This window comes from Stieleria varia (assembly GCF_038443385.1).
GTDB lineage: Bacteria > Planctomycetota > Planctomycetia > Pirellulales > Pirellulaceae > Stieleria > Stieleria varia.
The window spans coordinates 6,171,804-6,189,726 of sequence record NZ_CP151726.1 but is presented as its reverse complement, the minus strand read 5'-3'; the positions used below and the strand labels follow the sequence as shown (position 1 = coordinate 6,189,726).

Sequence of the window (17,923 nt, the reverse complement as noted above, 5' to 3'; positions counted from 1 at the left end):
GTGAGATTTCGCGCGCCCTTGAAGCCCATCGACGCACTAGAGAATAGAGAGCAACTGATCGAAGGTGGATTGATGCGATTTTATATTGTGTTTCTGTTGGTTTTCGGCAGCGTTTCCGTTGGAGCTGCGCAGCGTTCATTCCCAATTGAAACGGCGATTCTGCAAGCCGAATTTGATCGCTCAGGCGATCACTTGTTTGTCTTGTTGACCGATCGAATCCAACAGATTCGCACAAGGGATGCAGTGGTTTTGCGTGAATTCATGATTCCTGGTGCCGACCAAATACCTCAGGAAACGATTTCCTGGCAAACGTTTGGACTGACCGCCGATGAGAGCGAACTCGTTTTGATTCGCCCTGACAGTCGCTTTCTGATCCTTGATCTTGAAGCTCGGCCCGACGATCCCGACGAACCCGACGATCCTGACGATCAATGGGAAGTCATCGAGGTGCCACCGGATCCGGAAAATCGCTCGTTCTCCAACTCAGCCTTCGACATGAGCTTTTACGGGAACCTCGCCGACGGGAGACTCGTGTTCACACGTGGGAGTCATAGCGTTCGGAAATGCACGAAATTGCTGCTCTACGATCGCGAACTTCAAACGTTCGTGGGGCCGCCTGTTGACCTGGGCGGCAATGCTGCTTTGGCTCTACGCCCGAATGATGAATCCGTGTACGCCATTCGCTCCTCGCTGATCGGCAAGCCGGCCCGACGTTTTTGGCAACCAGAGCCCCACAAGACGCAGAGGCTGAAGATCCATTGGAATGATCGCGGATACGGCAGTGTGACGGTCGAAGCGGAAGGCTACTTGCCAGACGCTCCTGTCTCGATATCACCTGACTTGAAGGAGTACACGTCTGAAACGGGAAGATTACACGCACCGAACTCGGGATGGCTTATCTCGACGTTGGGGAGTTTGCAGTGGAATTCCAGCGTGATTGGTGAGGCGATCGTGCCGCCAAAGCCGATTCATCGGATCTTCTTTAAAGTGCTGCACGGGGGAAATCTGATGGCGCGATGGAGCGGCGACAGTGAGCTTTTGTTTATCGGTGGGGCGGATTACTCGCCGAATCCAAGCCTGACAGGAGTCAGCGTTTTCACTCGCTCAGGTCATCCCATCGCGGTGCTGCCAACAGGTCGCGCGAGGTTTGTTCATGTCCTCGCAGTGTCTCACGATGGTAGTCGTGTGGTCACGTCCGCGGGTAGGAAGGTATCCGAATCAACCTTGCTTTGGCATTTGGATTAAATCGTTCGTAAGTGTTTGACACTCATGAATCGAACAATGAGTCGCTTTTCATCAACCGTCTTGGATCTACCGGGCGTGCCGTCACGCTCAAGTTTCAGGAGAGAATCGGAGATCCGTCCAATACACTTACGTCGTCCGTCGCATCAAAGTCAATGATGCCGTTCGTTCGCAGGCGATCAAGAATCGAATTCACCGCTGCCGCATGTGCTTCACTGCAGTTTACGATAACAAAGCATAGCGATCGGCTCTTCAACAGTGCAGCGAACTCTGGTGGTTCGGAGACGCCTTTGAAGTCATCCATCGTGTCATTTTGCTCATCCTCATCCCCAACATAAAAATCCATGAACAGGGATCCTGAATCCATGATTCGTAAAGTTTCCATGCCTCCTGCTGTGTGTTGAGCACAGTCGTGAGATTGAGCCACGATCGATTCAATCGCGTTCAAGGTTATGGTTCGTGCTGAAGCAAACATGAGCGTTAGCATCGTGAATCCCGAATGAAATGGCTGAAGAAACGTGTAGGATAGCATCGTGGGGCGCCCGTGTTTCAGTCCACCTGCAGATACCTGCACGAAGCGCAAGCGCGTGAACAAAACGCCGTGAATCACTCGCTTGCGCGTCGTGCTGGTATCTTAGCTCAACTCGCGTTCTTAGCTTAGGCTGATCAAAGTTTGGGGTTGTACGGGGATTGGCATGCGCAACTTTTCTCCCTGCGCCGAAGGCGTTTAACAACATCGCCCAGGGTTAGAGCCGTCATTCGCCTTGGCGTCCCGCTTAGCATGGTTGTGCTATCAAACGCTGGGTGGTGTCATGCGCCCTGCGCCGCTGGCCGTCAGGCCACGGGTTTTACGCACTGAAATGGATGCTTGGTACGTGTAAGACCCGGCCGCTCACGCGTCGCGGCTCACGGCGTTTGATAGCGCCATCGGCTCACAGATAGAACGCAACACGGCTAAGTCAGCAGTCTCCAACACTATTGGGTCAAGCGTTGCAGCACTGCGTTGCCCATGGCTTCGGTGCCGATCGACTCTGCGCCCCGCGCGATGTCGGCGGTACGCAAACCGTCGGCCAAGACGGCTTCCACTGCGGCTTCGATCGCATCGGCTTCGGCGGGCAAATCCAGTGAGTGACGCAGCATCATGGCGGCGGCCAAGATGGTGGCCAGCGGGTTCGCGATTCCTTTGCCGGCGATGTCGGGTGCCGAACCGTGAATGGGCTCGTACAAACCAGGTCCATCGCTGCCCAATGACGCGCTGGGTAGCATGCCAAGTGAACCTGGCAACATCGACGCTTCGTCGGTCAAGATGTCGCCGAACATGTTTCCGGTCACGACGACGTCGAAGTCACGCGGTCGGTTGATCAAGTGCATCGCCATCGCATCGACGAGCACCACGTCATACTGAACATCCGGAAATTCTTCTGTCATCACTCTTGCGGCAACCTGACGCCACAAGCGACTGGGTTCCAGCACGTTCGCTTTGTCCACACTCGTCAAGCGGTTGTCACGACCTTGGGCTGCCTTGGCCGCCAGTCGCACGATCCGTTCCACTTCGCTGACACTGTAGACCATTTGTTGATAGGCGCTCTCGTCTCCGTTGTTGTCGTCGCGACCGGAGGCACCGAAATAGATTCCGCCCGTGAGTTCACGCAAGAACAGGATATCGGTGCCTTCGATGATCTCACGCTTCAGCGGCGATGCATCGACGAGCTGGCTGAACAATCGAATGGGCCGCAGGTTGGCGAACAGGCCGAGTTCTTTGCGGATGCGCAACAAGCCGGCTTCGGGGCGAGTCTTTGCGCTCGGGTCGTCCCATTTGGGACCGCCCACGGCGCCCAGCAGAATCGCGTTGCTGGCTCGGCAGGCGTCAACGGTTGCTTGTGGCAAGGGATCACCGCAGGTGTCGATCGCGATTCCACCGATCAGGTGCGATTCGAACTCAAACTCGTGGCCAAAGATGTCGGCGATACGACCGAGCACCAACTCGGCTTGTTGAATGATTTCGGGTCCGATTCCGTCGCCGGGCAGCAAGACAATGTTGGCTTTCAAGGTCACGTGATGTGTTGGAGGATGGTAAAACGCGGTGCTGGCCACCCGCTGTGGCTCAAGCAGACAAAAACGAGGACGCACAATTTAGTCGCTCGCGGCCGTTTGCCCCAGTCGGTATCTGGTCACTACAAGCGGAACATTCCCGACAATCGCTCTGGGGCAGGCTTCTCCGGCAGCAGAATCCTCGTCAGACGCGATTTCCGGACTCCGTGTCGGTCGGCTCGGACGCACGTTGTCGGTGAGTCTCGTGATGTACAGCATTCGATCCCTCGAAGGCTGCCGTGACACTTTTTACTGAACCAAAATGAATTTCAACGCTCTGAATCCCACCTCCAGCAGTCTCGGTTTTCCGACGCCGATCGTGATGCCGGTTTCGCAGAGCCCTGATCCGGGCGATGAACGGGGCGGCGGGGAGGCTGCTGAGAGGTTGGAGGCGCGCGTCTTGCACATCGTCAACGGTGAGCATTTCTCGGGTGCCGAGCGTGTGCAATCGCACTTGGGACGTTGTCTGCCCGAGTTCGGGGTGACGGCCGACTTTGCGTCCGTTAAACCTGGCAAGTTCCATCAGATGATCGGCGAGCAAGATGGCCAATGGGGCCGTGGCTTTGATGTCGGCATGAAAAACCGGTTTGACCTCCGTGCCGCAGTTCGTGTTCGCGACCTCGTGCGTGAAAACAAGTACGACTTGTTGCACGCGCACACGCCTCGAACCGCGATGATCGCAGCGATTGCAGCGAGTCTGGCCCGTGTGCCTTGGATCTATCACGTTCACTCGCCGGCGGCGCGGGACTCCGAGAAACGATTCTCCAACGAGTTGAACGCTTGGATTGAAAAGCAATCTCTGCGAACTTGTCAGCACTTGATCACGGTCTCAGAAAGTTTGCGATTGGACTGCATCCGCCGCGGCTGCCATGAAGACAACGTCTCCGTCGTCCACAACGGTGTTCCGGCGATCAGGCCGCCACGTGAGACCGTCCCGATAGTGGGTGGGCGTTGGGTTCTGGGAATGGTCGCCCTGATGCGTCCACGCAAAGGGTTGGAGATTGTTTTGGAAGCACTTGCGAAGCTCCAGGACCATGACATTGTGCTGCGCTGTATCGGACCGTTTGAAACGGAAGCGTACGAAGCGGAGATCAATCAACGCATTGATGAACTTGGAATCGGCGATCGTATCCAACGTGTCGGCTTCACACGCGATGTTCCTGCCGAATTGGCCAAGTTGAGCGCGATGGTTCTACCGAGCTTGTTCGGTGAAGGCCTACCGATGGTGGTCTTGGAAGCCATGGCGGCGGGTTTGCCCGTGATTGCGACACGTGTCGAGGGCACACCAGAGGCCGTGACCGATGGCGTGGAAGGACTGTTGGCGGAGCCGCGAGACCCGGAAAGTTTGGCCGACAAGATCCGTCAACTCGTGACTGGTCAATACGATTGGACCGAGATGGCCGAAGCAGCGTTTGAACGCCATGGTCGGGATTTCTCGGATCGAGCCATGGCGAAGCGGACGATGCGAGTTTATCGCAAAGTTTTGGATCGCTGATGCGGATTGACAGTTAATCGGCTAGCCTGGATTATTCACGCGACTCGATACAGTCATCGCAACACGTTTGCGTGAAACGGCTTGCGCGGATTGGCACGAAAACAGTCTGCGCATATCAGCCGCCACGCGATAGCGTCCGGTTCTTACACCTATACTCGAGAAGCGGACGCTATCGCGTCAGCGGCTGATGAATGATCCAGGCTAGGGGTTGATTGGCGAGTGGAGCAAGGAGGTGTTCTGGCGAGATCCACTGCCTGGGTCTTGGGAATTCTGGCGAATTCCATTGCGTGTGTGGTGGGGAATTCTGGCGAATTTCATTACGTGGGATTCGCGTCTCGGAGAGACGCGGCTACGTGAAGATTCAGTTACGTGAAGACGGTCTTATAGTTGATTGACTGTAAAGGTGTCGCCTTTGGAAAGGTCGCCTGACTCCAGGCCTTTCATGAACCAGCGGAGGCGTTGTTCGCTGGTGCCGTGAGTGAACGACTCGGGGACCACGTATCCTTGGCTTTGTTTTTGCAATCGGTCGTCACCGATCGCGGTGGCCGCATTGAGCGCTTCCTCGATGTCACCCGGTTCGATGATGTTTCGCATTTTTTGCGCGTGATGCAACATCACACCGGCCAAGAAGTCGGCTTGCAGCTCCAGTCGCACCGATGCCTCGTTTGCTGCCTCCTTACTCTGCGTCCGCCGCACCTGCTCGACCTTGTCCGTATAGCCGAGCAAGTTCTGGACGTGATGACCGACTTCGTGAGCGATCACGTAGGCTTGGGCAAAGTCACCGGGGGCACCGAGTTGTTGCGACAACTGTGAAAAGAAAGAGGTGTCCAAGTAGACCTTGCTGTCGGCCGGACAATAGAACGGACCACTGGCGGCGGAAGCCAGCCCGCAGGCGGATTCGACGCGCTGAGAGAAGAGTACCAGCGTGGGTTTTTGGTACTCGTATCCGCTTTCGGCGAAGAGCCTCGTCCACACGTCTTCGGTATCGGCTAAAACGGTCTTTGCAAACTCGCCTTCTTCGATCTGCTGCTGCGTCAATTCGACAGCGCCACCCGCGCCTGCTTGCTGTGCAGCACGCTGTTGATTGGCTTGTTGGATGAATCGTTGTGGATTGATACCGAACAATGCCGCAATCAAAGCGATGATCATCAGCCCCATGCCGCCGCCCACAGCAGCAACACCGCCACCGGACATCCGCCGGTCTTCCACGTTTTCACTTTGTCGTCTGCCTCGCCAACGCATCGCCAATCCCCTTAATCGATTCTTTAGTAATGCCCCTGCAGTCAGTATTATGGTGGGCTCAGCCTCGACTTCGCTAGTACTGCGTCTGAATTGGTTCCGTCATTTTGGGGCCGGCAATCAGTCAACGGCGGATTCGTCAACTATTGATCTTCTCCACTTTCACCTCGCCAAACACGCTGAGCAAGAATGAACCAGCCGTCCGCATCAGAGTCCAGCAGTGGGGTTTCCGCCGTCGGGTCGGTGGTCTCAGGCTTGTTGGTCGCTGGGATCGTTGCCGCTCTGATCGTCGGGGCAACTTGGTCGATCAATGGGCGGGGTATGGCGGTAAGGACCGCAACCGATCTGGCGTTGCCGGTTGGGCTGCTGTGGCTGTTTTTCATTGCTGTGACGGTTGGACTTTGGCGATCCGGTTTCAGAAAGTCTGCCGGATTCGCCTTGCTGATCACGTTGTTTTTCAGCTTATTGTTCAACGTTCGGTTTGCGAGCGCCGTGATGCAGAGTCTGGAGTACCCGCCTCAACCCGACTTGCTGACGCTTGATTCGGGAGTCAAGTTGGAATTGGACGCAGTCGTGACATTGGGTGGCAGTGCAGCGGCCAATCGATTCGGGGTGCCGGAACTCGGTGGCGACGGACAGCGGTTGCTGCTGGCGGCTCAGCTATGGCACGCCGGGGTGGCAAAGAAAATCATTTGCACCGGTTCCTCGCCGACCGATGACATGCCGCCGTCGGAAATCAGCCGAACGATTCTGGAGAGTATCGGTGTTCCAGCTGATGTGATCATTGAGATCGAGGGTGAGAACACGGCCGGTGAGATGAAGAACCTGAAGGCCCTTTTGAATCAAGCAGGTTCAAATGGTCTGAAACAAGCAAATGCCGAGCCGCGAATCGGATTGATCACAAGCGCGTTTCACTTGCCGCGTGCGATGCGTCTGGCCGAGTCAGAAGGCCTGGAGCTGGAGCCTTTGCCATGTGCGTTCGCGGGTCAAGCTCCTGGAGCATTCTCCCCGCGCGAATTCATTCCGTCGGCCGGTGCCGGAAAGACAATGTCGATCGCGATCAAAGAGTACCTTGCGAGGCTCGCTGGACAGTAAAGGCTGCCGTCAAGCGTCCTATCGCCAGAGCACGGGCAAGCCGGCGATGCCGGTGCTGTTGCTCGATGGGGGCAACGGCTGAGCGTAACCGCTGGATTCGGGCCGCAAGTCATTGGCCCGCATCCCACGCTGCGTGATGGAGCGACGTGGCGGGTCACTCATCGTGCGTCCCATGGACGTGGACGCGATTTGCGTCGCATTGCCCATTCCGTTGGGGGCAGCCATTGGCGCGGTTGAAGGTGCGGCGACCGCGGATGGTGCCGAGATCGGTTGCAGTCTTGCGGCAACGGCTTCACTGATGCCGGTGATCTGAGGACGCGTCGGTGTTGGATCGACACGACCGACCGGTTGATAAGCGATGACCTGCTCGCGTTTCATCTTTGGCACTTGACGAGCAACCTGTACAGTTCGCTTCTCCGGCACGAACTTCGTCGTTGACGTCGTTCGATTAACCACTTGATTACTACGTTGCCAGTAGGTTTCGGCGACCGGTCGATAAGCAACGGTGGGCTGCCGAAACGGATTCCAGCGTCCTTCCATGTACGGTCGCCATTTCACTTCGGTCACCGGCGCATACACCGTCTGGACTTCTGGTTTGATTTCGGTCACCGTTTCAGGTCGGTAGACAAGTTGTTCTTGGTTTTCGACCACCGTTTCGACGACCGGTCGCTCGATCGTTTGAATCGTCTTGGCGTAGGTGATTCCCGTCGCGGGATCTTGCATGAATCCGGCGGAGGGTTCTTGGGCCGCGACGCTGGTTGCGATGACACTGGTTGCGAAAGCGGATGCCAAGCACGCTAGCGAAATGCCGCGTAGACTATGAGAAGAGCGGCGGGCATTGTGTTGCCGCCACCCAATCGCTGAAATTCCGCTTGTCCACGTGATCAAACGATTGCGTGCGTCCATGTACTGACCTCGCCATAGTGATGGTTTTGTCGCTCTGCCTCTTCATCGGCCCAGCCGTCCCCAAATCTAAACCAAACCCAATGATTGACCCGAAACTCATCGGCATGCTGCAGTGCCCGATTGACAGCATCGAACTTCGACTCGCAGAGCCGTCATTGATAGCAGAGCTCAATACCGCGATTGAAAACGGCACGCTACGCGATGCGTCTGATCAGAAGGTAACGCAGCAGCTGGATGAAGGCTTGGTGACGGTCGACGGACGGCGTGTCTACCCCGTCCGCGGCGACATTCCGACTTTAACGGCTGATCAAGCGATCGAGTTGCCGCGATAGCCGCCAGGGACATGTAGTGTAGCGTCCCCTCGGATGAGAGAAATCATCCGAAAAAAAATCAGCTATTGATTGGACACATAGGCTATCCGGTCCGCTCAAAGTTTAGGGTTGACATTGTTTTTTCAGTCCATGCATCGCAATCAAAGTGAGCCTCAGGCGCTAGCCGTGGGCCGGCACCACAATCCGCCTCAGGCCCACGGCTAGCGCCTGAGGCTCACTGGGGCCACCCGCTGCGTCGGCAGCTAGCGGGTCCGCTCAAAGCTCTGTGCGTCGATTCTTGCCGGACTTGCTGTCCCGCTTGCTCAAACCCGCACGGTCCATCAACGAACTTCGCATCAACTCGTCGATGTAATCATCATCCGCGGGCGGCGGTCCGTAGGCGCCCAAGGATTGCGGATCGTAGTCGACCGTGTACTCGTGTTTGGCGATCGAAATCGTGCAGTGTGGATCCAATCGTTTGCGAATGACGGGACGCCCGTCCACCTTGATGCCGTTACGGCTATTCAGATCGCGGACGAACCAATACCCGTATTCCAAAGTCAAGCGACAATGCTGACCCGACACATTGTTGAACTTCAGTTGAATGTCGGCTTCGCCTCGACGACCGACCAACAGTCGATCTTTGAGCAGCGGAATCGGGTCGCCACCACCCGTGGGAGTCAATTGACCGTATTTGCCGGCGAATTCTAGTTCGTTGTTCGGATCAGGTATGTTCACGGAATTTCAAACCATCATTATCAAAGGGGTTGGCGGCCAGAAGTGTGACGGCCAGAAAAGCGGCAGCCAGAACAGCGACGGCCCAGCAAGGAAATCCACGAAACCCACAGCTAGGCAACCTCTGCGAGGATCCTGCTCAACAGGTTAAGCTTGACCGACCACCGAGCGTGACGCATTGCTACCTATTTTGCCCTCCCCCGATCATTTGGCAACACACAAAAGTGTCCAGTTCCGAATCTAACGACCGATCGCCCCCTTATTCTCGGCTCGCGTGGCAGGATGAAGGCTTGTTGATGAATTCTTTTGGTGCTTCGCTCCGCCGTCGTTTTGGGGGACGCATTCAGCGAGTCAGCATCGACGCCGGGTTCACGTGTCCCAATGTGGACGGTGCGGTCGCCCGGGGCGGGTGCAATTTTTGCGACAACCGATCGTTCAGCCCCTCGCGGCGCGTTCGTCTGCAGCAGGTCAGCGAGCAATTGGATCTGGGGATGCAGAGCGTACGTCGCCGATACGATCGCGTCGCCGGTTTCATCGCTTACTTTCAGCCGGCGACAAACACTTACGCTCCTGTCGATCAGTTGCGTGAGGTTTATCAGTTGGCGTTGGGGCGAAGCGACGATGTGGTCGGCTTGGCAATCGGGACACGTCCAGACTGTGTTCCCGACAGTGTCTTGGACCTGATGTCAGAACTTGCATTGCGGCATCATGTGTCGCTGGAATTCGGCATGCAAACGATGCACGACGCTGGGTTGCAGTGGATGAATCGTGCACACAGTCACGAGCACATGATCAACGCGATTGATCGAGCACGGGGGCGCGGGTTCGAGTGCTGTGTCCATATCATCTTGGGCATCCCCGGTGAATCTCATGAGATGATGATGCAGACGGCGGATGAAGTCGCACGGTTGGGATTCGATGCGATCAAGCTGCACAATCTGTACTCGGTCAAAGGCACCCCGTTGGGCGAGGAAGTGTTAGCGGGGACGATCCAGATGATGGAGCGCGATGCATACGTGCAAACCGTCGTGGATTTCCTGGAACGGATGTCACCCGAGACGATTGTGGAGCGAGTCAGCGGCGACGCGCCGCCGAACTACTTGATCGAGCCGAAGTGGTGCTTGGAGAAGTCTGCCCTGCGTCTTGAGATTGAACAAGAGTTCCAGCGTCGAGGAACACGTCAAGGCAGTCGCTATCGTCCGCCGAAGGTGCCGCCCTGCATGCGACCACGTCCGGCTGACAACACGCCGCAGTCGATTCGTGACCAAATCGATACACGGGGCCGGTTGCCTGTGTTGAAAATGGAGTCGTAGCGACTGTCGCTCGACGTTCCACGTCGTTAGCGGGCGGAGCCGTTTCGCTCGCTAACGCCTTACGAGTTCGCAGCAGAATCCATCGGTATTAGTTTTCCACGTCCGGAGAGCCGAGCGACTGTGGTTCGACTCTCCGCGCTGAAAACGCGATCGAAGGCGTTGGGCTGTCAAAAAAGGCTGCACCCACCCAAGGAACTTGGAGGCTGCCGAGTCGCTCTAATTTGGCAACGCAAGGGTGAGCCATGGGCCGCAAGGCACCTGGCAACGCGGCAGGCCCGGCCGCTTACGTGTCGTGGCTCACTCTGCGGCTAGCCAAGCGGAAACGTCTGATTCAGCCGGCACGGGTTTGATTCCGTGGCTGGTCAATCGATCCAGCTCTTTGTAGCGAACTTCGACCAACGAAACGGTTTGGTCAAACGCTTCCTGGACGACTTCATCGATCAACCTCTGAATCAGTTGATCGTTGACGCGTTGGCCATTCGGTGCGACTTCGTTGAGACGACGCACGATGAGCTTGTTCTGATCGAGTTGTTCGGCAAAGAATTTTTCGATTCGTTTGTCGCTGGAAAGCTTAACGTGGTCCAGTTCGTGCAACACCAAGGGATTTTCCCAAAAACCATCCGACCCAGGCATCATGCGAAACCAAACCTCATGGGTCTTCATCAGATTGGCCCGTAGGAATCGGGCGGTGATCACAAGTTCTGCATTGGAACCCGAGTTCCGAATTCGCCATGAAGAACGGGCGCGATAATGGTGCTTCAACTGAAATCGGGTTTCGGCTCCGAGTTTCATTCTTGCTGATTCGAACTTTGTTTTCTCTGACATGGATTTGCCGCCTGTCACGATTTGGACCTTCGCATCGCGCAGCAGTTGTGCGATGGACTCAGGCGGCTCAGGCAGCGAAGCCAGTTCAACGAGTTTGTTCTCCGGGTCTCGGCTGGCGTTGAACTCCTGAGCAGTCGTTCGCTTGGGCTCCACCACCGCTGTGTCTTGAGCGATCAACGAGCGACAACAGGAGATCAGCATGCATGACACGACCAGTAGCCCGACTGCCGATTTTGAAGTTGCCAGCTGGGTGCAAAGTCGTGCCCTCATGAGCAAAGTTCCGTCGTCAGAGACCTGGGCGGGCTTACCATTTCAAGAATCGGGTTAGCAGTGCGATGCCGGGCTGAGTGAGAAAGCTCTCGGGGTGAAACTGCCAGCCTTCGAGCGCGTGCCGGCGATGTCGCACGCCCATGATTTGCCGAACGCCGCCGGTATCGGTCCACGCGGAAACGACGAGTTCATCGGGCAACGTATCGGGATCGATGACCAGCGAGTGATAACGTGTCGCAACGAATGGCATTTCGGAGCCGGCGAACAGGCCCTGGTTGTCGTGAAAGATTTCATCCGTCTTGCCGTGCATCAACTGTGGTGCACGAATGATCTTGCCACCGAACGCTTGGCCGATGGATTGATGTCCCAGGCAAACGCCCAGCATCGGAATGCGGCCCGTGAAGTGTTTGATGCAGTCGACACTGATACCCGCTTCATTGGGCGTGCATGGTCCTGGCGAGACGATCAGACGCGACGGATTCAACGCATCCAGTTCGCTCAGCGTGACTTGATCGTTACGAAAAACGCGGATGTCCGCGTCCGCATCGATCTCACCCAAGCGTTGAACCAGGTTGTAAGTGAACGAATCGTAGTTATCGATGACGATGACCATGGGGCAAATCAAACGAGCGATGTCAATGGGAATTAGGGGCTGTAGAACAATTAAATTTTCTTTCGCATTGCGGATACAAACGCTCTTTAGTCTGTTCCGTCTCAGAGCGTATAATGGCATGCGTGCGGTGATTTGCCGAGTGCCCAAAGGAGGCGTCGGCCATGTACTTGCTTGCTACAGTAACTTGCTTGCTACAGTACCTTACTTACTACGGTAACTTGCCTGTTACGGTACCTTGCCTGTTACCTTGCCTGTTGCGGTACGTTGTCCTTCACACCGATGGGACTGAATGTGGGTCATACGGCTCACAAGCGGCCCTCTCGATCAATATATTCGCTTTTCGGAAATCCTCCTGTGCTGTCGGTTCGCCCCAAAGTTGCTGAGCTAGCGTTTCACGTTTTTAGCCGGCCCCTCCACCCAGAACTTTACTCCATCCACCAAACCCGGCGGATCGAGCGAAGTGAGTATCACGCCAAAATCGACATCACCAACTGCGGTCATGTTATCACTTGGAAGACCACAGGACGAAGTTTTGATGCTCCCAGTTCCGGCCCCAAGGACGCGAAATCGATCCAAGCGGACCTCAAGGGGCTTTCTCCGCTGTCCAAGCATGCCGGTCTTTTCGACATCGAGGCGCTTTGCGACACGGATTCAGAGGACATTGATACGGGGGCAGGTTCGGTGACTTTGTGCGAAGTCGCCACCGGAGTCCACCAGCCCTTGCCCAAACGCCGTTGTTTGGTCAAGCAAGCCCTCAAGGGCAGTCGCACGGAAAGAAAGACGTGCCGCGGCGGAGTCACCTACCGGACGCATTTTCAGTTGGAACCGGTCGAGCCGGACCTGTTTTTCATGGTTCAACAGCAATTGGGCAAGCAACCCACCGAAGGCCTGCTGCATAACTTTGACGCCAGCGGACGAATGGCGATGGGGGCGTTGAGCTACATCAACATCGAGACGCGACGAAAATCGATGCTCGTGCAAGCGATCCATACCTTTCCCGACGACTATGCGATCGTCAAAGTCGAGTCGTTGTTCTCGTTGCCAGAGTAAGTGTCCAGTAAGCGTGAGCATCGCGACTCAGATTTCCCAGAATCAACTTCTCGCGTGCCCGATGATTCTGCCGCTCCATTCCGACCGGAGACCATCGGCAAACTGGTCGGAGTGATCGATCTCAAGTCCGGTCAAGCCGTGCATGCGGTAGCGGGCAAGCGTGACGACTATCGTCCAATCGCCATCGCTCGTGGCGAAATCATCGACGGCGATTTTGTCGCTCTGGCCAGTCTCTATGGTAGACTTGGCATTCGCCAACTCTATCTCGCGGACCTGGATGGCATCACATCGGGCAAGCCACAAACCGACTGCGTCGAGCGATTGCTCAGTGAGATTGACTGGAGTCCGACAGCGCTTTTTTGGGATTCAGGATGGCGCAGCGGGCAGGCATTGGAATCGATCGTGACTTGGACAACGCAATTTGCTTGTTTGATACCCATCATCGCGACCGAATGTGTTGCTGGCATCGGCTGCCTGGAGCGATTCGTCAGTCAGATTTCGCCCTCACGGATTTGCTTGAGCATGGATTTTCGCAACGGCCAGTTCGTTTCGCGCTCAGGCAACCAAGCCGATTGGCTTGCCGCATGCCAACGAAATTCACTGGGATGGATTTTGCCGCTGGATGTTTCGACCGTCGGAACTGGGCAATCCGCGCGCGGAGTCGAACTGTGTCGCGGTCTAAAAGAGGTTGCCAAACAATCCTCCACACGGATCGTCAGTGGTGGCGGAGTACGCAGCGACGAGGATGTGGAGTCCTATCTCACCGCAGGGTGCGATAAGGTTTTGGTCGCATCGGCTCTGTTGTGATCCAAAACAACCGTTATTCAGCAACCGTTATTCAACGGCTGGCTGAACCGATGCGCTGCTTTCTTTGCGTCGGTATCGTTCCCAACCCGTTCGTAGCAGTTTCGTAATCGGGCCTTCGATCCAATTGGTGACCAAGACTGCGACGCAAACGGAAAAGACGATTGTCAGCAGGAAACAGACGACAGGTGGATACCCGATCGAATCGAATCGACGGATCAGGACGCAGCCAAGATTGTTGTGGCACAGGTAGATTGCGTACGAGATCGTGCTGATGAAAACCAGCGGGCGAATCCGCAGCAGAGGAACGATGCCATAAGCGCTGGCTGCGACCAAGCCCACGATCAGTGCGGTGGCAGCCGGGTTGTGCTTGCCGTGATCGATGCTGTGGAACACAAAGGCGGCCAGCACGATACCGACTAGGTTGTGCCACTTCTTGCCGACGTCCGTTTTGATCATGTACAACAAAAAACCGATGGCAAAGAGCGGCACGAAATCAAGCAGCATCAAACGTCTGAGCGCTGTCGCTGCGGCAAACCAAGTCGTGCTCTGATTCTCGGCCGCAACGCCATCAAGCGTTGGGCAGACAAAGTAGGACAGGACCAGCAGGCTGCCCCAGCCGACGAAGTATCGCCGCAGAGCGCCGAAGCGGAACATGGTGACGAGAGTGAAGTAGAACATCATCTCAATCTGCAATGTCCACATCACCGGGTCCAAGCATTCGTAGCCCAAGACGCGAGGCAGTAAGGTCATGTTGGCCGCAAATTGCCCGGTGGTTACCGGTTGTGAGTTCAACGGCGCGTACTGCATGATCCACAGGTTGGCGAGGATCATCATGAAAAACACCGGCATGATGCGAATCATTCTGGCCGCGACAAAGTCAACCGGCTTGCCGCGGCGGAGCAACGACATGCTGTTGACGAAACCACTGAGGATAAAAAACATCTCCGTGCCGTACGCTCCGTACGGCCACTCAAACCCAAGCGGAGTGCTGTATCCAAATTTGACGCTGTAAACATGCGTGAAATGAAACAGCACCAGATTGATCGCTGCCAACGCACGCAATCCGTCCAATTCATAAATCCGCTTGTGCGGCTTCAGAAAACTCGGTGGAGCGGAAAGTTCTTGAGACATGGGCTGAGAACGGGAGATGAATCCGGGGAATCTCTCTGTCGGAATATGGGCAGAGAGGACGGGAGGCAATGAACGCCCCCCTGCATCGAGCATCCGTCGCGGAAACGCTCCGGTCATTTTTGTCGCACCAATCTTGTTGTCGATATGACACTGGGCGACAGAAGGATTCGGTTGTGACGGTTGCGCTGGATTGCTTTGAGAGAGCGCGTTCGTGTTTCCTCGGCGCGGATTATTCATCAGCCGCAGCGCGATAGCTCGGCTGATCTGCGCAGTGTTTCCTACCAATCCGCGCAAGCCGTTTAACGCAAACGTGTTGCGATGACTGGAGTGATTCGTGTGAACAATCCGGGCTAGCTGGCGACCAGCTCTTGCAGTTTTGCTTTCGCCGCGCCGCTTTGGATCGTCTCGCGTGCTTTGCTGACCCCATCCCTCAACGAGTCGACTTCACCCACCAACAACAAAGCGGCGGCGGTGCCCGCTAGAACGGTGTCTGCTCTGGGGCTTGAGTGGCCGTCAAAGATCTCGCGGATGATCTGAGCGCTTTGTGCAGGATTGGCTGCGGACAGCGATTCCATGGTGGTCGGTGCCAATCCAAAATCTTCGGGCACCCATCGCTGTTGAGATTGGCCGCCCGTGGTAACGTCGATCGCATCGGTGTAGCCGTCCAAGGAGACTTCGTCCTGACCGTCGCGACCATGGACCACGAACGATCGCACGGTCCCCAACTGCGAGATCGCATCCGCAATCTTAGTTTGTGCGTCGCAAGATGAAGTGCCCAGCAATTGGTGCGTCGCACCGGCGGGGTTACACAAGGGGCCGAGTAAGTTGAACAGGGTTTTGACGCCCAGTTTTCGACGAATTCCGACCACGTGCCGCATCGCAGGATGCAGCTTGACCGCGAAACAGAAGCAGATTCCTTGTTCGTTCAAACGCTGGGCCACCGCATCAGGTTCCGATTCGATCGGGACTCCCAACTCCTCCAAGACATCCGCAGAGCCGGTCAAACTGGTCGCCTTGCGATTGCCGTGCTTGGCGACCGGAACTCCCGCTGCCGCGGCGACGATCGCGATCGCCGTGCTGATGTTGAATGTTCCGCTGTGGCTGCCACCGGTGCCGCAGGTATCCAGCAGGGTGCCGTGTCCGTGTGGGATGCGAGTCATATGACGACGCATCGCACGGGCCGCGCCGACCAGTTCACTGACCGCTTCACCTTTATCTCGCAAGGCCAGCAGCAAGTCTGAGACTTGCTTTTCGTCTGCGTTGCCCTGCAGCATCAGGTCGATCAGATCGCTGGTCTGTTCGGCTGGCAAGTCATGTCCATGCTGGACTTGATCGATCGCGTCGGCAAAGTCTGTCATCGGGTGTCGAGATCGTCGGCGAAAAAATGGGGTCAGAATGTGCCAATAACTTAACGCATCGGTCTCGTTTTGCGACGCCAAGGTTAATACACTTTGGATTATGACAAGAAAAATCATCCTCGATTGCGACCCCGGGATCGACGACGCGGTCGCACTCTGCATGGCGTTGTTTGACCCGCGTCTGGAAGTCCTAGCGATCACGGCGACCGCCGGGACCGTCGCCGCCGATCAGGCGACGTCCAATGTGGCGTCGATCGTCGGAGCTTTGGACCCGCCGCGTTATCCTCGATTCGGCAAAGCAACCGAGTCGGATCGGGTGGCGATTTCAGACGACATTCATCTCAACGGTCCAGACGGCTTGGCCGGCTGCTGCCTGGAAACCACCGATCGCCAACATTCCACGCCGAGCGAAAAAGTCATCGCGGAGCTGCTGCGCAAGTATCCCGGCGAAATCACCCTGGTTTGCCTGGGGCCGTTGACCAATTTGGCGAGATTGTGCGAGCGCGATCCGGGTGTGATGAGAATGATCGACAAGATCGTGATCAGCGGAGGGGCAGTCACCAGCCCGGGAAATGCAACTGCGGTTGCGGAACGCAACATGTATTTTGACGCAGCATCGGCCAACGCAGTCTTTGCGTCGCCCACCACCAAAAGCTTGATGCCGCTGGACGTGACCGATCAAGTCTCCTTTGGGCTCGAGATCTTGGAGCAATTGCCGGCCAAGTACACACGTGCGGGCCAATTGTTGCACAAGATGCTGTCGTTTGCGTTTCGCACGGCGCACCAGAAATTAGGCCGCGAACTGATTCCCTTTCATGACGCGACGGCGTTATTGTCGGTGACGGAGCCGGAGCTGTTTCAATGGCAGGAAATGGCGGGCAAGGTCGAGACGAGCGGTGAGTTAACACGCGGCATGACCGTCTTTGATCAACGTTTGCGACCTCAGTGGCAGCGCAACATGGAAGTCGCTTGCGGGGTAGATGAAGTGACCGCCAAGGCAGCCATCGTGCGGGCCCTGCGATACGCAGGACAAGAAAGTTAGCCACCAAGTACGTCAGTCTTTCTAGTACGTCAGTCTTTCTAGACTGACATCCTGTCTTGAATCTGGGGTTCGCCCGGGCTGCTCAAAACTTGGCGTTGACTTGATGTTTCGGCGTTTTTTTATGAGCCGTTTAGGCGAATGCGAGGGAGGGGGCTTGTCTGCTCAAGTCAATGGTTGGGAATGGCAAAACGCTTGACAGGGCACGCTATCGACTTGGAAAGTCGAGCGACGATTGTCGTTCGACCTTCCAAGTCGAAAACGAACACCACCATCCGCCCAAACACAAGCCAGACGCCTTGTGCCGTGCTTCGCAACTGTTACCCCCCCCTAAAATTGCGAAACTGGATTCCGTGTCAGCCTGGAAAGGCTGACGTACGTGTGGGCATGTCCGCCTGGAAAG

17 protein-coding genes are annotated in these 17,923 nt (G+C 56.2%); 8 read left to right on the top strand and 9 right to left on the bottom strand.

All coding sequences use genetic code 11. From position 1 onward, the window contains the following. Nucleotides 1-72 precede the first annotated feature (72 nt). The gene (locus Pla52nx_RS20985) at nucleotides 73-1,245 is read left to right on the top strand and encodes a hypothetical protein (protein ID WP_146520816.1); all 1,173 of its coding nucleotides are present in this window, start codon (nucleotides 73-75) and stop codon (nucleotides 1,243-1,245) included. A gap of 94 nt (nucleotides 1,246-1,339) precedes the next feature. On the opposite strand, the gene Pla52nx_RS20980 is transcribed toward Pla52nx_RS20985, so the two are convergent. Both Pla52nx_RS20980 and leuB read right to left on the bottom strand, forming a co-directional pair. Then, nucleotides 1,340-1,609 (bottom strand): hypothetical protein, encoded by a 270-nt coding sequence (locus Pla52nx_RS20980; protein WP_342190213.1) that lies wholly within the window; start codon nucleotides 1,607-1,609, stop codon nucleotides 1,340-1,342. A 608-nt stretch (nucleotides 1,610-2,217) separates the two neighbouring features. After that, a complete protein-coding gene (gene leuB / locus Pla52nx_RS20975; RefSeq protein WP_146520818.1) occupies nucleotides 2,218-3,291 on the bottom strand; it encodes a 3-isopropylmalate dehydrogenase in 1,074 nt (357 codons plus the stop codon). A 304-nt stretch (nucleotides 3,292-3,595) separates the two neighbouring features. Here leuB and Pla52nx_RS20970 point away from each other — a divergent pair, with 304 nt between their 5' ends. Further along, nucleotides 3,596-4,828, top strand: a complete 1,233-nt coding sequence (locus Pla52nx_RS20970; RefSeq protein WP_146520819.1) for a glycosyltransferase family 4 protein — start codon at nucleotides 3,596-3,598, stop codon at nucleotides 4,826-4,828. 381 nt (nucleotides 4,829-5,209) lie between these two features. On the opposite strand, the gene ypfJ is transcribed toward Pla52nx_RS20970, so the two are convergent. Beyond that, nucleotides 5,210-6,070, bottom strand: coding sequence for a KPN_02809 family neutral zinc metallopeptidase (gene ypfJ, locus Pla52nx_RS20965; protein WP_146520820.1), 861 nt, complete (start codon nucleotides 6,068-6,070; stop codon nucleotides 5,210-5,212). A 186-nt stretch (nucleotides 6,071-6,256) separates the two neighbouring features. On the opposite strand from ypfJ, the gene Pla52nx_RS20960 reads away from it, so the two are divergent. After that, a complete protein-coding gene (locus tag Pla52nx_RS20960) occupies nucleotides 6,257-7,162 on the top strand; it encodes a YdcF family protein (RefSeq protein WP_146520821.1) in 906 nt (301 codons plus the stop codon). Between the two features lie 18 nt (nucleotides 7,163-7,180). Here the strand turns inward: Pla52nx_RS20960 and Pla52nx_RS20955 are convergent, their stop codons facing one another. Further along, nucleotides 7,181-7,954: a hypothetical protein gene (locus tag Pla52nx_RS20955; RefSeq protein WP_146520822.1), complete on the bottom strand. Its 774-nt coding sequence runs from the start codon at nucleotides 7,952-7,954 to the stop codon at nucleotides 7,181-7,183. Between the two features lie 194 nt (nucleotides 7,955-8,148). Here Pla52nx_RS20955 and Pla52nx_RS20950 point away from each other — a divergent pair, with 194 nt between their 5' ends. After that, a complete protein-coding gene (locus Pla52nx_RS20950; RefSeq protein WP_146520823.1) occupies nucleotides 8,149-8,400 on the top strand; it encodes a Trm112 family protein in 252 nt (83 codons plus the stop codon). Nucleotides 8,401-8,655: 255 nt separating this feature from the next. Here Pla52nx_RS20950 and Pla52nx_RS20945 read toward each other — a convergent pair whose 3' ends face one another. Then, a complete protein-coding gene (locus Pla52nx_RS20945) occupies nucleotides 8,656-9,117 on the bottom strand; it encodes an FHA domain-containing protein (protein WP_231742063.1) in 462 nt (153 codons plus the stop codon). A gap of 293 nt (nucleotides 9,118-9,410) precedes the next feature. On the opposite strand from Pla52nx_RS20945, the gene Pla52nx_RS20940 reads away from it, so the two are divergent. Then, nucleotides 9,411-10,427, top strand: a complete 1,017-nt coding sequence (locus Pla52nx_RS20940) for a TIGR01212 family radical SAM protein (RefSeq protein ID WP_146520824.1) — start codon at nucleotides 9,411-9,413, stop codon at nucleotides 10,425-10,427. A gap of 297 nt (nucleotides 10,428-10,724) precedes the next feature. Here Pla52nx_RS20940 and Pla52nx_RS20935 read toward each other — a convergent pair whose 3' ends face one another. Both Pla52nx_RS20935 and Pla52nx_RS20930 read right to left on the bottom strand, forming a co-directional pair. Continuing rightward, nucleotides 10,725-11,453 carry a hypothetical protein gene (locus Pla52nx_RS20935; RefSeq protein ID WP_146520825.1) on the bottom strand — a complete coding sequence of 243 codons (729 nt, stop codon included), beginning with the start codon at nucleotides 11,451-11,453 and terminating at the stop codon, nucleotides 10,725-10,727. Nucleotides 11,454-11,556: 103 nt separating this feature from the next. Then, entirely contained in the window at nucleotides 11,557-12,135 is a 579-nt protein-coding gene (locus Pla52nx_RS20930) for an anthranilate synthase component II (RefSeq protein WP_146520826.1), read from the bottom strand. A 354-nt stretch (nucleotides 12,136-12,489) separates the two neighbouring features. Here Pla52nx_RS20930 and Pla52nx_RS20925 point away from each other — a divergent pair, with 354 nt between their 5' ends. Further along, entirely contained in the window at nucleotides 12,490-13,185 is a 696-nt protein-coding gene (locus Pla52nx_RS20925) for a DUF2617 domain-containing protein (protein ID WP_231742064.1), read from the top strand. A gap of 54 nt (nucleotides 13,186-13,239) precedes the next feature. Next, entirely contained in the window at nucleotides 13,240-13,992 is a 753-nt protein-coding gene (locus Pla52nx_RS20920) for a HisA/HisF-related TIM barrel protein (protein WP_197454697.1), read from the top strand. 27 nt (nucleotides 13,993-14,019) lie between these two features. Here Pla52nx_RS20920 and Pla52nx_RS20915 read toward each other — a convergent pair whose 3' ends face one another. Continuing rightward, nucleotides 14,020-15,123 (bottom strand): acyltransferase family protein, encoded by a 1,104-nt coding sequence (locus tag Pla52nx_RS20915; RefSeq protein WP_231742065.1) that lies wholly within the window; start codon nucleotides 15,121-15,123, stop codon nucleotides 14,020-14,022. Nucleotides 15,124-15,473: 350 nt separating this feature from the next. Beyond that, nucleotides 15,474-16,481: an anthranilate phosphoribosyltransferase gene (gene trpD / locus Pla52nx_RS20910; protein ID WP_146520828.1), complete on the bottom strand. Its 1,008-nt coding sequence runs from the start codon at nucleotides 16,479-16,481 to the stop codon at nucleotides 15,474-15,476. Between the two features lie 100 nt (nucleotides 16,482-16,581). Between trpD and Pla52nx_RS20905 the strand changes: the two genes are divergently transcribed. After that, nucleotides 16,582-17,523: a nucleoside hydrolase gene (locus tag Pla52nx_RS20905; protein WP_146520829.1), complete on the top strand. Its 942-nt coding sequence runs from the start codon at nucleotides 16,582-16,584 to the stop codon at nucleotides 17,521-17,523. Nucleotides 17,524-17,923 lie beyond the last annotated feature (400 nt).